The sequence below is a fragment of the Pseudomonas sp. MF09150 genome (assembly GCF_059862355.1).
Map to the genome: position 1 here is coordinate 2,056,605 of NZ_JCBCUS010000001.1, position 14,017 is coordinate 2,070,621.

Consider the following 14,017-nt stretch of genomic DNA (forward strand, 5'->3'; position numbering starts at 1 on the left):
GGCTGCTGTCATGTTGCTCAACCTGTTCAATGAAATGCGCGCCGCCAAGGTCCCGGTGTCGGTGCGCGAGCTGCTCGACCTGATCAACGCGCTCAAGCAGCGCGTGACCTTCGCCGACATGGACGAGTTTTATTACCTCGCCCGGGCGATCCTGGTGAAGGACGAGCGCCACTACGACAAGTTCGACCGAGCCTTCGGTGCCTACTTCAATGGCCTGGAAAAGCTCGACGACCACTTGCAGGCGCTGATCCCCGAAGACTGGCTGCGCAAGGAGTTCGAACGCTCCCTGAGCGATGAAGAACGGGCGCAGATCCAGTCCCTGGGTGGCCTCGACAAGCTGATCGAAGAATTCAAGAAGCGCCTGGAAGAACAGAAGGAACGCCACGCCGGCGGCAACAAGTGGATCGGCACTGGCGGCACCAGCCCCTTTGGCTCCGGCGGGTTCAACCCGGAAGGCATCCGCGTCGGCGATGCCGGCAAGCGCCAGGGCAAGGCGGTGAAAGTCTGGGACCAGCGCGACTACAAGAACCTCGATGACTCGGTGGAACTGGGCACGCGCAACATCAAGGTGGCCCTGCGCCGCCTGCGCAAGTTTGCCCGCCAGGGTGCGGCAGACGAGTTGGACATCGATGGCACCATCGACCACACCGCCCGCGATGCCGGGCTGCTGAATATTCAGATGCGCCCGGAACGGCGCAACACCATCAAGCTGTTGCTGCTGTTCGACATCGGCGGCTCGATGGACGCCCACGTGAAGATCTGCGAGGAGCTGTTCTCGGCCTGCAAGACCGAGTTCAAGCACCTGGAGTACTTCTATTTCCACAACTTCATTTATGAATCGGTGTGGAAGAACAACCTGCGTCGCGGCTCGGAACGCACCTCGACCATGGACCTGCTGCACAAATACGGCGCCGACTACAAAGTGATCTTTATCGGCGACGCCGCCATGGCCCCCTACGAAATCACCCAGGCCGGCGGCAGTGTCGAGCATTGGAACGAAGAAGCCGGCTATGTGTGGATGCAGCGCTTCATGGAGAAGTACAAGAAACTCATCTGGATCAACCCTTACCCCAAGGACACCTGGGGTTACACCGCCTCGACCAACATCGTGCGCGACCTGATCGAAGACCGGATGTTCCCCCTGACCCTGCGCGGCCTGGAAGAAGGCATGCGGTTTCTTTCCAAGTAGAGTCGAGGAGCCTGTAGCTGCGTTTCGGACGCTGCCCAGGAAGGACGCTGAGGGGTGTCAGGTAGGTGTCTGCGTTCTGGAGGGCCAGCGTCCGAACGCTGGCCCTTCTACACACCGTGAAGTGTCAGGCAGAACTGCATCGCGCTTAACCGCACGTTACTGCCCTTCAAGTTTCCGCAAATACGCCACTTGCTGCCGATACGCCGTCTCCTGCACCACCGGGGCCAGGCGCACTTCGTGGCCGGGCAGGCATTGCGCCAGGCGCGCCAGGGCCAGCGGTGTCAACGCCCCCAGGCGCGGGTAGCCGCCGATGGTCTGCCGGTCATTGAGCAACACGATCGGCTGACCGTCCGGCGGCACTTGGATCGCGCCCAGGGGAATGCCCTCGGAGATCATCGGCCGCCCCTGGTACTGCAACGGCGTCCCCAGCAGGCGCATGCCCATGCGGTCGGCCCGGCTGTCGAGGGTCCAGGGATGATTGAAGGCATCGAACAGGCTCTGCCCGCTGAACTCGCCGATCTGCGCCCCCAGGATCACCTGCAGCGGCGCTGCGGATTGCAGGTCCGGCAGCTGCTCGGCAGTCAGCTCCCGCAACCGGGTCGCGCTCCCCGAATAGCCCAGGCTCGCGCCTGCCGCCAATGGCCGGCCAAATCCGTCCAGCCCGCCCAGCTCCTCACGGACCACACTGGCGCAACTGCCCAGCACCTGCGGTGCATCAAAGCCCCCGGGCGCCGCCAGATAGGCCCGGGCTCCCAGTACCGGCTGGGTCAGGTGCAGGCGTTGGCCCTTTTGCAGAATAAAACTGCGGCCCGGGCTGATCGGCCGCTCATCGATGCAGGCCGTCAGATCCGCACCGGCCAACGCCAGAACGCAGTAGTCCTCGGCCAGCAGGCTGAAGCCGCCCAGGGTCACCTCGATCACCGGTGCATCCAGGGCATTGCCCAGGAGCCAGTTGGCCCAGGACATCGAGACCCAATCCAGCGCCCCGCCCTGGGTCACCCCCAGGTGGCGCACGCCAAAACGCCCGGCGTCCTGCAACAGGCACAACGGGGTGCTGGCTTCGATCGTCAGGCGGCTCATGGCGACACCTCCAGGGGCCGATCATCCCCGCCGAGGCGAATGAACTCGGCGTGCTCGACGGCTTCGAAACGCACGCGGTCGCCGGGTTGCATCAGGCTGTAGCCGTCGCGCTCGCGGTCGAACAGTTTGCTTGGGGTACGGCCGATCAGGTTCCAGCCACCGGGGGATACCACCGGGTACGCCGCGGTCTGGCGTTCGGCAATGCCCACGCTGCCCATGGCCACGCGCTTGCGTGGCGTATTCAAGCGCGGCGCCGCCAGCACTTCGTCGACCAGCCCCATAAAGGCAAATCCGGGGGCAAAACCCAGGGCAAACACCTGGTACTCACGCCCGCTGTGCCGAGCAATCACCTCGGCCACCGACAAGCCGCTGCGCCGGGCCAACAGGCTCAGCTCCGGCCCGACGCTCAGGTCGTACCACACCGGCAGCACATGGCACTGCCCGCCCGCCTGGGCATCCGGTTGCAGATCGGTCAACGCGGTGTCGATCAGCTCCCGGGCCTGGGATGGGCTCAAGGCGCGCAGGTCGTAATGCACCATCAAGGTGGTGTAGGACGGCACCAGATCGATCAGGTGTCCGGCAAAACTGGCCCGCAGACGCTGGCTGGCAGCCAGCATCCACGGCATGTTGGGTTCGGCGATCACGTCGAACAACCTCACCATCAAGCAGTCGATGGCCACCACTTCGACCCGCGCCTTCATGCTGGGCTCTGCTGGTTCAAGGCCTCGCGGATGCGCTGCACTGCCGCCACCGAACTGGCGTTGTCGCCGTGCACGCACAGGGTATTGGCGCGCAACAGCAAGGCACTGCCATCGCTGGCCTGCAACTCGTCGCCCCGGGCGATGGTCAATGCCTGCTGGATGATGGTTTGCGCTTCATGGTGCACCGCCCCCGGCAACTGCCGCGACACCAGATGCCCGGCGTGGTCGTAGGCGCGGTCGGCGAAGGCTTCGAACCACAGGGTTACGCCATATTCATCGCCCAGGGCCTGGGCCGCGCTGTTGTCGCGGGTGGCCATGAGCATCAACGGCAGCTCCGGGTTGTAGGCCGCTACCGCCTCGATCACGGCCCGCAGCTGGGCCGGGTTGGCCATCATGTCGTTGTACATCGCGCCATGGGGTTTGACGTAACTCACGCGGCTGCCCTGGGCCCGGCAGATGCCATCCAAGGCACCGATCTGGTAGTGCAGCAGATCGCGGATTTCCTGCGGGCTGTAGGCCATGGAGCGCCGGCCGAAACCGGCCAGGTCCTGGTACGCCGGGTGGGCGCCGATCTGCACGCCATGGGCCAGGGCCAGGCTCACGGTCTTGCGCATGATGCTCGGGTCCCCGGCATGGAAACCGCAGGCAATGTTGGCGCAATCGATAAACGGCATGACCTCGGCGTCCAGACCCAGGGTCCAGTTGCCAAAGCTTTCGCCGATGTCGCAATTCAATAACAGGCGGCTCACGGTCGGTGCTCCTGTGGGGTTTTATTCTTTTGACTGCGGGGTACGGCGCTCCGCAGATTATCAGTTAGCAGCCTGGCGTGGCTTGCGGGGGCGCGATGGCGCGGTGCCGGCATTGGCTGGCGACGGGCGTGTCGGAAGCACTCATGGCAAATCTCCCTGTCGATTTTATTGGTATTGTTGTGCGCCACAACGACGCCTATCGTGGGCTGGACGCATTCTTCGACGCAGGCGCCCTACCCGTCCAACTAATAAAAACCGCCTCATGGCATAAGAAAAAGTTGATCGCATGAACCTCAAGTTTCTCGAAACCTTTGTCTGGGTTGCACGGCTGAAAAGCTTTCGCCTGACCGCTGACAAACTGTTCACCACCCAGGCTTCGATCTCCAGCCGTATCGCCGTGCTCGAGGGCGAACTGGGGGTCAAGCTGTTCCTGCGCGACTCGCGCGGGGTGAGCCTGACGCCCGACGGCTTGAAGGTGCTGGACTACGCCGAACAGATGCTCGACACCATGCAGTCGCTCAAGCAGTCGATCGAGGCCCCGTCGAGCAAGGTCGGGCGGATCCGCATCGGGGTCATGGACACCGTGATCCACACCTGGCTCAGCCCCCTGGTGGCGGAAATCATGGACGGTTATCCGCTGGTAGAAATCGAGCTGGTGGCCGATACCTCGCTGAACCTCTGCGATCAACTGCAAAAAGGCTTTCTCGACCTGGCCCTGCAAACCGACCTGTTGCGCCAGGAAAGCATCCGCAGCCTGGAGCTGGCCAGCCACCCGGTGGGCTGGATAGTCGCCAGCCATTCGATCTACAACCGCGAGTACGCCAGCGTCGCCGAACTGGCCCGGGAACGGATCATCACCTACTCGAAAAACTCCCTGCCGCACCAGGATGTGCTGAGCCTGATGCAGGCCAATGGTGTGCTGACGCCACGGCTCAACTGCGTGAACTCGGTGTCGGCGATCACCCGCCTGCTGCGTGATGGCTTCGGTATCGGCGCGTTGCCGCCGGTGCTGGTCAGCGAAGAGCTGGCGCGCGGCGAGCTGACCCTGCTGCCGATCGAGCAGCGGCCGCCGAACTTGCAGGTAGTGGTGTCGTGGCGAATCGGGGTGGAGCTGGCCGAAAGCGTGGTCGAACTGTGCCAGCAGGTGGTGCAGCGCTACGCCCGGCAGGTGGGCCCGGACCATATGGTCCTGGCCGAGTGAGCCGGCGCCGCTGATGCGACGCCCGGCTCCGCAGGTTTACAGACCGCGCAAGTCGCGCTCTTCGATCGGCCGGCTCTGGCGCAGGCGCTTGCCGCCAAGCACCACCCAGTCGATCAGGCGGAACAGGCACTCGATGCCGAACGACAGCAGCAAGGCGCCGCTCATGCCCCAGATCATCGCCTCCGGGGTCAGCAGGATCTGATAGCTGTAGCCGTTCCAGGTTTCCTTGCGGATATCCGGATCGGCCGCCAGCGCCACCTGCAGCACGCGGATGTACCACGGGCCCTGCATCGCCTGGAACTGCTTGTCCAGCGCCAACTGGCGGTTGAGCATCGCGCTCAGGCTGTCGGCATCGCTGCGGAACACCGGGTCGTCACTGGCGCGGTAATGCGCCACCAGGGCTTGCAGATCACCCTTGAAGAACTGCTGGGCGGTGCCCTGGAAGCCTTGCAGGCCGGTTTGCGCCTCGATCAGGTGGGCTTCGACGCGCTTGGCGTAATCGCTGATAAAACCCGGCACTTGCACGCCAATCAACAGGCCCGCTGCAAACAACACCAGCCGCAGATAACTGAGCAACATAGGGGATGTCCTTATTCGGTCTGGCCGTGGCTGACGCATTCGCCGCGCCGCCACAGGCTCCATTGGCCCGGTTCGTAACGGGTCCAGGTTTCGTTTTCGGTCAGGGGTTCGGTGGCGATCACCGTCACCACGTCATTGGGTGTGGTCTCGGCCTGGAAGTCGACGATCACATCGACATCCTTCAAGCGCGCCGGGCCGAAAGGCGCGCGCCGGGTAATCTGCGCGAGCTTGGTCGAGCAGTAGCAGAACAGCCAGTCCCCGTCGCTGAGCAGGCAGTTGAACACGCCCTTGCTGCGGTACTCGGCGCAGGCCGCCACCAGCGACGGCAGCAGTTCCTCGACCTCTACCGGCTCGGGGAACGCCGCACGCACGCGGTTGAGCAGGTCGCAGAACGCCGCTTCGCTGTCGGTATCGCCCACCGGGCGGTAGAAACTCGGCGCCGGCTGAAACTCGGCCAACTGGCCGTTATGGGCGAAACACCAGTTGCGCCCCCACAGTTCGCGGACAAACGGATGGGTGTTGGACAGGCAGACCTTGCCGACGTTGGCCTGGCGAATATGGCCGATCACCACTTCGCTCTTGATCGGATAGCGTTGCACCAGGTTGGCCACTTCCGACTCGCTGCTGGCCGCCGGGTCCTGGAACAGGCGCAGGCCACGCCCCTCGTAGAAGGCGATGCCCCAACCATCACGGTGCGGACCGGTACGGCCGCCGCGCTGCATCAGCCCGGTAAAGCTGAACACGATATCGGTCGGGACATTGGCGCTCATGCCCAATAACTCACACATGCTCGGACTCTCGCTTCAATGCCGGTACAGGCTTACAAACGCGGTTCGACGCGCGACCGCTGGGGACTGCCGGAAACCGGAGGGCGACCATAACGATCGTCGCCGGCGCCGCCAAAGGGTTGATCATCATCACGCTCGGCGGCCTGGGCAGCGGCCTTCGCGGCTTCGTTGCGTTCCTTGCGTGCAGCGGATGCACGTTCGATCGGCCAGCGGATCAGCACAAAGACCAGGTACAGGCCAAAGGCGATCATGCCGTACATGAGCAGGTCGGAAACCGCGCGCCAGGCGTTGTTGCCCACCTTGAACGCCAGGTCCAGGGCGGTGATGGCCACGGCCGGAGCGTACTTTTCCTTGACCGGGTCAATGATGGTCGGGCAGAACAGCAGCACCGCCACCACCACCCGCAGCGGTTCGCGCAGCCAGCGCCACATCCAGCGGGTCATGCGCATGCACACCAGCAGGCAGCCCAAGGCGGCAAAGGCGTAAAGGCCCCAGGCGATCAGATAGTCGTTCTCGGTCATGGTGTCCATGGCAAGGCAGGCAAAGAGGCGCTTATGATAACGGCTTTTCGCATGTCAGGCTGCAACGCCGTCTGCCAAGCCCTCATTTGTCATCCCCCGAGAGCCATTCATGCCCCTATCTGCCAACGCCACCAGCGCCCCGATCGCCCACAAGGCCGAAGGTTCTGACCCGTACGCCTGGCTGCAGGAACGCGACACCGACGCGGTGCTCGACTACCTCAAGGCTGAAAACAGCTACCAGGAAAGCGCATTGGCCGACCAGGCCGCGCTGCGCGAGACCCTGTTCCAGGAGATCAAGGGCCGGATCCTCGAAACCGACTTGTCCCTGCCCTCGCCTTGGGGCCCCTACCTGTATTACACACGCACCACCGCCGGCGACGAGTACGCACGGCACTACCGCTGCCCGCGCCCGGCCGACGACAGCCTGAGCGTCGACGAAAGCGCCGAACAGCTGCTGCTCGACCCCAATGAACTGGCAGGCGGCGGGTTCTTTTCCCTGGGCGCCTTCAGCATCAGCCCCGACCACCAGCGCCTGGCCTACAGCCTCGACACCACCGGCGAAGAGGTCTACACCCTGTTCGTCAAGGAGCTGTCCAACGGCAAGCTCAGCGAGCTGGCGTTCGAGGACTGCGACGGCAGCATGACCTGGGCCAACGACAGCCTGACCCTGTTTTTCGGCGAGCTGGACGACACCCATCGCCCGCACAAGCTGTACCGCTATCGCCTGGACGGCACCGCGGCCGAAGAGGTGTTCCACGAGCCGGACGGGCGCTTCTTCCTGCATTGCTACCGCGCAAGCTCCGAGCGCCAGTTGCTGCTGTCCCTGGGCAGCAAGACCACCAGCGAAGTCTGGGCCCTGGATGCCTCGCGGCCGCAAGAGGCCTTCGCCTGCCTGGCGCCACGGGTCGAAGACCATGAATACGATGTCGACCACGGCCTCCTCGACGGCCAGTGGACCTGGTTTATCCGCAGCAACCGCGACGGCATCAACTACGCCCTGTACCAGGCCCCGGACCTGGGCCAGGCACCTGAAGAAGCCGACTGGCAATTGCTCATCCCCCACAGCGACACGGTGATGCTCGATGGCCTGAGCCTGAACGCTGGCGCCATGACCCTGAGCCTGCGCGAAGGCGGCCTGCCGATCATCGAGGTGCACCCCGACGGCCTGCCCGCCTACCGCGTGCAACTGCCGGATGCGGCCTACAGCCTGCATGTGCAGAACACTCTGGAGTTCGTCAGCGATCGCATCCGCCTGCGCTACGAAGCCCTGAACCGTCCGGCGCAGGTGCGCCAGCTGATACTGGCCAGCGGTGCCCAGAGCGTGCTCAAGGAGACTCCGGTACTGGGCGTGTTCGACCCCGAGGCCTATGTCAGCCAGCGCCTGTGGGCCAGCGCTGCGGACGGCACCCAGGTGCCCATCAGCCTGGTGATCAAGCGCGAAGCCCTGGGCCAGCCGACGCCGCTGTACCTGTATGGCTACGGCGCCTACGGCGAGAGCCTCGACCCCTGGTTCTCCCACGCCCGCCTGAGCCTGCTCGACCGCGGCGTGGCCTTTGCCATCGCCCACGTGCGCGGCGGCGGCGAGCTGGGCGAGGCCTGGTACCGCGCCGGCAAGCAGGAACACAAGCAGAACACCTTCAGCGACTTTATCGCCTGCGCCGAACACCTGATCGCCGAAGGCCTGACCAGCCCCGAGCAGTTGGTGATCAGCGGCGGCAGCGCCGGCGGCCTGCTGATCGGCGCGGTGCTCAATCAACGCCCCGAGCTGTTCAAGGCGGCGATTGCCGAGGTGCCGTTCGTCGATGTGCTCAACACCATGCTCGACCCCGAACTGCCGCTGACCGTCACCGAATACGACGAATGGGGCAACCCCGAGGAGCCCGAGGTCTTCGATCGGATCAAGGCCTACGCGCCCTATGAAAACGTCCGGGCCCAGGCCTACCCGGCGACCCTGGTGATCGCCGGCTACAACGACAGCCGCGTGCAGTACTGGGAAGCCGCGAAATGGGTGGCCAAGCTGCGGGCCAGCAAAACCGACGACAACCTGCTGCTGCTCAAGACCGAGTTGGGTGCCGGCCATGGCGGCATGAGCGGGCGTTACCAGGGATTGCGTGACGTAGCACTCGAATATGCATTTGTTTTGAAGATTCTGGGCCTGGCCTGAGGAACTCCCGCCGGCGGCTGTGTCTTACATTGCACCGCCGGCTCCTTGCGCGATCAAGCGCGCCCGGACCCGCTACAGACACAAGAAAAAGACCGTGACGATATGTCTGAACCGACCTTACTGAACAACGAGATTCGCGACTGGCTGATGGATTGCGGCCTGTTCGATCAACTCCTGCCCGCCGACTTCGTAGCGGCGGCCGGCTACTTCAGCATCAGCAGCATCGCTCAGGGTGAAGAAATCTTTCACGAGGGCGATGCCGGCAGCTTCATGTGCATCATCCACTCCGGCCAGGTGGCGGTACAAAAACGTACCAGCGACGGCCAGCCCGTGACCATCGCCACCCTGCGCAGTGGCCGGGCGTTCGGTGAAATGGCGGTGCTCGACGGCGAGCGACGCTCGGCCAGTTGCGTCGCCGCCAGCGATTGCCAGCTGTTGAACCTGGGCAAGGACTCCCTGGAGAAGATGCTCAACGATGCGCCGAAAATCGCCGCCAAGATCATTCGCGCCATCGCCGTGTCGCTGTCCAGGCGCCTGCGCATGGCCGACGGGCAACTGCTCTCGCAACAGTTCTAGCCGCCTGGCGTCTTGCTCTTGTTCTCGCTTTGCTCAAGGCCCGGCAGGGTCTGGTCCTTGGGCGGCTTGGGCATGTCGATCGGCGGCAGCAACGGCGCGCCGCCATGGGCCCCGGCCTTGGGCGTGCTGGGTGGGGTGACCTGCGGGTAGGGGGTCGGGGTGGCCGTGCCGGGTGCGCCGATCGCCGGCGTCGGGGTCACCGGGACGCTTTGCAGCTCCTCGGCCTGCAGGCCGCTGATCGACAGCGCCGCACTTAGCAAGAGCGCGCCGCGGGCAATGACCGTTAGAATAGTGCGCTTCATCAATGGCTCCATCGCAATTATCAGCCGTCAGGCTACTCCCAACCGGGCCTATTTGCCTTCCTCTAATGAGACCCTCATGAAACGTTTCGTTCTGCTCGACACCACCCCGATTCCTGAAAACGGCGGTGCCCTGTGCCTGTTCGAATACGGCGAGGATTTCGTGATCAAGATCCAGGGCGGTGACGGCGGCCAGTTGATGAACACGCGCATGCACGGCTCCGAAGACGCCCTGGCGGAGATTCCCTGCCGCAAGGTCGCCGGACGCCCGGGCTCACGTGTACTGATTGGCGGCCTGGGCATGGGCTTTACCCTGGCCTCGGCCCTCAAGCACCTGGGCAAGAGCGCTGAAGTGGTGGTGGCCGAGCTGGTGCCGGGCGTCGTGGAATGGAACCGCGGCCCCCTGGGGGAAAAATCCGGGCGCCCGCTGCTCGATCCCCGCACCGTGATCCGCCTGGAAGATGTGGCCAAGGTGCTGCAAGCCGAACCCCAGGGTTTCGACGCCATCATGCTCGACGTCGACAACGGCCCCGAAGGCCTGACTCAGAAAGCCAACAGCTGGCTCTACTCCGCCGGCGGCCTCGCGGCCTGCGCCAAGGCCCTGCGGCCCAAGGGCGTGCTGGCGGTGTGGTCGGCCAGTGCTGACAAACAGTTTTCCGACAAGCTGCGCAAGGCCGGCTTCAAGGCCGAGGAAGTGCAAGTCTTTGCCCATGGCAACAAGGGCACCCGGCACACCATCTGGATTGCCGAGAAGCTCAAGGGCTGAGCTAAACTTCGTCCATTACCGTCATTAGTCTTCCTAACTAAAGGTGAACCCATGAGTTCGACCAACACCTCCAAACTGGACCGCATCCTCGCCGACGCCCAGCGCGACCGGGAAATGGGTTACCGCGACAAGGCCCTGAAGATGTACCCCCACGTCTGCGGGCGCTGCGCACGCGAGTTCGCCGGCAAGCGCCTGAGCGAACTGACCGTGCACCACCGCGACCACAACCACGACAACAACCCGCAGGACGGTTCCAACTGGGAACTGCTGTGCCTGTACTGCCACGACAACGAGCACTCGCGCTACACCGACCAGCAGTACTTCGGCGACGGTTCCCTGAGTTCCCCGACCATCGCCAAGGCCACCCACAACCCCTTCGCTGCGCTGGCAGGGTTGATGAAGAAAGACGAGTAAGCCGCCCGGCAGATTCTTTGGGTGGCGGGGGCGTTTGCTCCCGCTCGGTTGCGCGACCGCCGCAACTCCAGCCCCGCACGGATGATTGAAGATCCCGCCGACTGGCGTGCGGCCGCTTCGCGCGGCAGCGTCAGCTCGGCCTTGGGGGGAACAAGCCCCCCGCCACAAACAGCACGCCATCGCGCCCCCAGGCTTGGGGCAATCCCCGTATAATCGCGCTTTTTCTCGAAGGCTCCCCGCTCGTGGCAAACAAAAGGTACAGCTGCATTGGTTTGTATAACCCCAAGTCGCCGGAGAACGTCGGTTCGGTGATGCGCGCCGCCGGCTGCTATGGCGTCGCCTCGGTGTTCTACACCGGCAAGCGCTACGAACGGGCCCGGGACTTTGTCACTGACACCAAGAAAGTGCATCAGGACATCCCGCTGATCGGCATCGACGACCTGAAGAAGATCCTGCCCCTGGGCTGCGTGCCGGTGGCGGTGGAGTTGGTGGAAGGCGCCCGTTCGCTGCCCGAATACACCCACCCGGACCGCGCGCTGTACATTTTCGGCCCGGAGGACGGCTCCCTGGACAAGGACATCCGTGACTGGTGCGAGGACGTGGTGTACATCCCGACCACCGGTTGCATGAACCTCGCCGCCACCGTCAACGTGGTGCTTTACGACCGTCTGGCCAAAGGCAACAACACCCGCTCCGGCCCCAAATTCTGAGCCACCGCCCGCACATTGAATGGAACAAGCGACGCCCTTGTGCAGTCAGCTTTATATCCATTACCCCTCTGGAGACAGATCATGAGCGACAGCAACCGGATTCAACGCATCGACTCCACCCCGTTTCAAACCCTGCCTGAGCAGAACGTCCAGGGCTGGGAGCGTATCGGCTCGCTGGCCGGTGGCGTGGTGATGATGGGCAAGGGCCTGCGCCGTGGCGGCGTATTCGGCCTGATCCAGGTGGCCATCGGCGGGGTCGCCCTGGCTCGTGGCATTACCGGCCACAGTTCGGCAAAAAGCCTGCTGGAGAAAAGCCGTCAGGACATGAACAACGTGCGGGCGAAAATCGAACGCGCAGGCGAAGAGCTGAAAAACCTCAAGGCCAATGCCGAGGCGGCGACCCGTACAGCGACAGTCACCGGCAATGAATCGCTGAAGTCCCCCAAAGCCGGGGTTTAAGCCCTGACGCCTGACACCGGCCCCCCGCGCTTGCTGCGTGGGCGCCGGACTCAGGCTTGGCGGGGTCAGTGCAACAGGTCGGTATCCAGCACCGTCGACGTCTCTCCCAGCACGCTTTCACTGATCTGCACAAACTCCTTGGTGCTGACGCTTTCCAGGCGCATCAACGCGCCCAGAACATCATCCAGGGAGCGCTTGTTGCGGGTCTTGAGGCGGATCTCGCGGTCCAGTTCCTGCAGCAGCAACACCGCCTTGGCCACCGTCGCCTCATTCACCTGTTCCCCTCGCAAACTGCTGACGGCGTGGCTGCGCTTGGCCAATCCACGCTCCAGCGTCTGGTAACGCTCATCGCTGATGCCGCCGGCGCGGCGCAGCAGCTCGATCGAGTAGTACTCGGCCAGGCCTTCGCTGATCCAGTCGCTGCGCTCGCTGTCGTTGATCCGCGCAATCACCTGCACCAACTCACGCAACAGCGGGCTGTTGCCACTTTCGCTGATCAGCGGCAGATGGCTGTGCAGGTAGATCGAATCGCGCCCAGCCAGGCTGCCGCGCCACATGGGGTCGGCGGCGCCGACAATCAGCAGTTTGTCCGGGTGCCGTGGAAACAGCGCCTGCACCTGGGGCCAGACAAAGGTCAGCAGGGTCAGGACATCCATGCGGCGCATGCCCTGGCTCAGAGGCGAGGTGACCGTGACCTCGGTTTCCCCCAGGCGTGTGCGGCGGCTGCCAAGGTTGCCGGCCAGCATCCAGCCGCTGGGGCGATCGAACAGGCGTGAGGGGTTGTCGATGCGAAAACGGTTCTTGCCGATGCGTGGCCAGGCGGTTTCGACGCTTTTCCAGCCGCTGGGCAATTCAAACTCCAGCCGCGAAACCAGCTCGATGCCGTCCTGCTGATCGAGCTTGGCCGCCGGCACCAGGCTTTCACCCCGTAACAGCGCCCACTTGGCAGTCATGCGGCTGTCGAAACTGCCCTTTTTCGGGCTGTGGCTGATGCGTACCCGATAACTCAGGCTGGCCTTGCCGCTGGCCGGGCGCCAGACCCCGCGTTGCTCGGCCCCGGCCTGGGGCGCCGTGCCCTGCCATTGGCCTTCGGCCTGGAAGTCGCTGTAATCACCGCTGCGGCCCAGGTCGAAATCCAGGCTGCGCACCGCCGCCCCATCGGCCAGAGTCAGGCGCACTTCGGCCTGATCGCTCTGCGGCAGGAAACGCACGTGGTAATCCAGATCGACTTTCTTCGCCGCCCATACCGGCGCGCTCAACACCAACGCCAGCGCGGCCAGCGACAGCCTTGCCCCAACAGCCATACACACTCCTTCGTGGCTCATGCAGGCCGCAGATCGCAGCCTGGGCGCCGGGCATCAGCCGGCGCGAAAAATCAGATGATCTTCCCAATCGTCTTCGGCGACGCTGCCTTCGGCGAGCATGCGCCCGGACTGGGAAATACGCTCATGGTGCACGGCATCGCGATCGCCGCAGACCAGGTGGTGCCACAGCGGCAGGTCCTTGGCTTCGCTGACCAGGCGATAACCGCAGGTCGGCGGCAACCATTTGAACTCGTCGGCCTTGCCCGGGGTGAGCTGGATGCAGTCCGGCACCGAGTCGCGGCGGTTGGGGTAATCGGTGCACTGGCAGGTTTTCAGGTCCAGCAGTTTGCAGGCGATACGCGTGTAATAGACGCTGTTGTCGTCCTCGTCCTCAAGCTTTTGCAGGCAGCACAGGCCACAGCCGTCGCACAACGACTCCCACTCCTCCTGATCGAGTTGGTCGAGGGTCTTGCGTATCCAGAAGGGTTCTACTTTGGCGGCCATGGCTCAAGCATCA

Annotated in this window: 18 protein-coding genes; 9 read left to right on the forward strand and 9 right to left on the reverse strand. The window is 64.1% G+C overall.

Annotated features, from left to right (window positions below):
• Positions 1 to 10: 10 nt before the first annotated feature.
• Positions 11 to 1,189 carry a vWA domain-containing protein gene (locus tag AC19YX_RS09320; RefSeq protein ID WP_020300523.1) on the forward strand — a complete coding sequence of 393 codons (1,179 nt, stop codon included), beginning with the start codon at positions 11 to 13 and terminating at the stop codon, positions 1,187 to 1,189.
• A gap of 156 nt (positions 1,190 to 1,345) precedes the next feature.
• Here AC19YX_RS09320 and AC19YX_RS09325 read toward each other — a convergent pair whose 3' ends face one another.
• From AC19YX_RS09325 to AC19YX_RS09335, 3 genes are read right to left on the reverse strand one after another with little or no spacing between them, the layout of a single operon-like run.
• Complete coding sequence (locus AC19YX_RS09325; protein ID WP_078473225.1) at positions 1,346 to 2,269, reverse strand: 5-oxoprolinase subunit C family protein; 924 nt, start codon at positions 2,267 to 2,269, stop codon at positions 1,346 to 1,348.
• Positions 2,266 to 2,970: a 5-oxoprolinase subunit B family protein gene (locus AC19YX_RS09330; protein WP_421547792.1), complete on the reverse strand. Its 705-nt coding sequence runs from the start codon at positions 2,968 to 2,970 to the stop codon at positions 2,266 to 2,268. The genes AC19YX_RS09325 and AC19YX_RS09330 overlap by 4 nt, the downstream gene beginning before the upstream one ends.
• The gene (locus AC19YX_RS09335) at positions 2,967 to 3,719 is read right to left on the reverse strand and encodes a 5-oxoprolinase subunit PxpA (RefSeq protein ID WP_078473223.1); all 753 of its coding nucleotides are present in this window, start codon (positions 3,717 to 3,719) and stop codon (positions 2,967 to 2,969) included. Before AC19YX_RS09335 ends, AC19YX_RS09330 begins: the two co-directional genes overlap by 4 nt.
• Positions 3,720 to 3,862: 143 nt before the next feature.
• Between AC19YX_RS09335 and AC19YX_RS09340 the strand changes: the two genes are divergently transcribed.
• Positions 3,863 to 4,009: a hypothetical protein gene (locus AC19YX_RS09340; RefSeq protein WP_156882760.1), complete on the forward strand. Its 147-nt coding sequence runs from the start codon at positions 3,863 to 3,865 to the stop codon at positions 4,007 to 4,009.
• Complete coding sequence (locus AC19YX_RS09345) at positions 4,006 to 4,920, forward strand: LysR family transcriptional regulator (protein ID WP_078473222.1); 915 nt, start codon at positions 4,006 to 4,008, stop codon at positions 4,918 to 4,920. Before AC19YX_RS09340 ends, AC19YX_RS09345 begins: the two co-directional genes overlap by 4 nt.
• A gap of 36 nt (positions 4,921 to 4,956) precedes the next feature.
• Here the strand turns inward: AC19YX_RS09345 and AC19YX_RS09350 are convergent, their stop codons facing one another.
• The 3 genes from AC19YX_RS09350 to AC19YX_RS09360 are packed head-to-tail and all read right to left on the reverse strand — an operon-like array spanning position 4,957 to position 6,817.
• Positions 4,957 to 5,499 (reverse strand): DUF2937 family protein, encoded by a 543-nt coding sequence (locus tag AC19YX_RS09350; RefSeq protein WP_078473221.1) that lies wholly within the window; start codon positions 5,497 to 5,499, stop codon positions 4,957 to 4,959.
• Between the two features lie 11 nt (positions 5,500 to 5,510).
• Complete coding sequence (locus AC19YX_RS09355; protein WP_500606099.1) at positions 5,511 to 6,287, reverse strand: class II glutamine amidotransferase; 777 nt, start codon at positions 6,285 to 6,287, stop codon at positions 5,511 to 5,513.
• A gap of 32 nt (positions 6,288 to 6,319) precedes the next feature.
• Positions 6,320 to 6,817 (reverse strand): MFS transporter, encoded by a 498-nt coding sequence (locus AC19YX_RS09360; protein WP_078473219.1) that lies wholly within the window; start codon positions 6,815 to 6,817, stop codon positions 6,320 to 6,322.
• A gap of 100 nt (positions 6,818 to 6,917) precedes the next feature.
• Between AC19YX_RS09360 and AC19YX_RS09365 the strand changes: the two genes are divergently transcribed.
• Together AC19YX_RS09365 and AC19YX_RS09370 are read left to right on the forward strand one after the other, a co-directional pair.
• Complete coding sequence (locus AC19YX_RS09365; protein WP_500606100.1) at positions 6,918 to 8,972, forward strand: S9 family peptidase; 2,055 nt, start codon at positions 6,918 to 6,920, stop codon at positions 8,970 to 8,972.
• Positions 8,973 to 9,074: 102 nt separating this feature from the next.
• Positions 9,075 to 9,548: a cyclic nucleotide-binding domain-containing protein gene (locus AC19YX_RS09370; protein WP_020300514.1), complete on the forward strand. Its 474-nt coding sequence runs from the start codon at positions 9,075 to 9,077 to the stop codon at positions 9,546 to 9,548.
• On the opposite strand, the gene AC19YX_RS09375 is transcribed toward AC19YX_RS09370, so the two are convergent.
• Complete coding sequence (locus tag AC19YX_RS09375) at positions 9,545 to 9,850, reverse strand: hypothetical protein (RefSeq protein ID WP_020300513.1); 306 nt, start codon at positions 9,848 to 9,850, stop codon at positions 9,545 to 9,547. The genes AC19YX_RS09370 and AC19YX_RS09375 overlap by 4 nt on opposite strands.
• A gap of 76 nt (positions 9,851 to 9,926) precedes the next feature.
• Here AC19YX_RS09375 and AC19YX_RS09380 point away from each other — a divergent pair, with 76 nt between their 5' ends.
• The 4 genes from AC19YX_RS09380 (at position 9,927) to AC19YX_RS09395 (ending at position 12,196) form a co-directional block, all read left to right on the forward strand.
• Positions 9,927 to 10,613, forward strand: a complete 687-nt coding sequence (locus AC19YX_RS09380; RefSeq protein ID WP_020300512.1) for a spermidine synthase — start codon at positions 9,927 to 9,929, stop codon at positions 10,611 to 10,613.
• Between the two features lie 51 nt (positions 10,614 to 10,664).
• Positions 10,665 to 11,027 (forward strand): YajD family HNH nuclease, encoded by a 363-nt coding sequence (locus AC19YX_RS09385; RefSeq protein WP_020300511.1) that lies wholly within the window; start codon positions 10,665 to 10,667, stop codon positions 11,025 to 11,027.
• 242 nt (positions 11,028 to 11,269) lie between these two features.
• Positions 11,270 to 11,737 (forward strand): RNA methyltransferase, encoded by a 468-nt coding sequence (locus AC19YX_RS09390; RefSeq protein ID WP_007926908.1) that lies wholly within the window; start codon positions 11,270 to 11,272, stop codon positions 11,735 to 11,737.
• An 81-nt stretch (positions 11,738 to 11,818) separates the two neighbouring features.
• Positions 11,819 to 12,196, forward strand: a complete 378-nt coding sequence (locus AC19YX_RS09395; RefSeq protein ID WP_020300509.1) for a YgaP family membrane protein — start codon at positions 11,819 to 11,821, stop codon at positions 12,194 to 12,196.
• Between the two features lie 65 nt (positions 12,197 to 12,261).
• Here the strand turns inward: AC19YX_RS09395 and AC19YX_RS09400 are convergent, their stop codons facing one another.
• Together AC19YX_RS09400 and AC19YX_RS09405 are read right to left on the reverse strand one after the other, a co-directional pair.
• Entirely contained in the window at positions 12,262 to 13,500 is a 1,239-nt protein-coding gene (locus AC19YX_RS09400; protein WP_500606101.1) for a hypothetical protein, read from the reverse strand.
• Positions 13,501 to 13,554: 54 nt separating this feature from the next.
• A complete protein-coding gene (locus tag AC19YX_RS09405; RefSeq protein ID WP_020300507.1) occupies positions 13,555 to 14,004 on the reverse strand; it encodes a YcgN family cysteine cluster protein in 450 nt (149 codons plus the stop codon).
• Between the last annotated feature and the right edge of the window lie 13 nt (positions 14,005 to 14,017).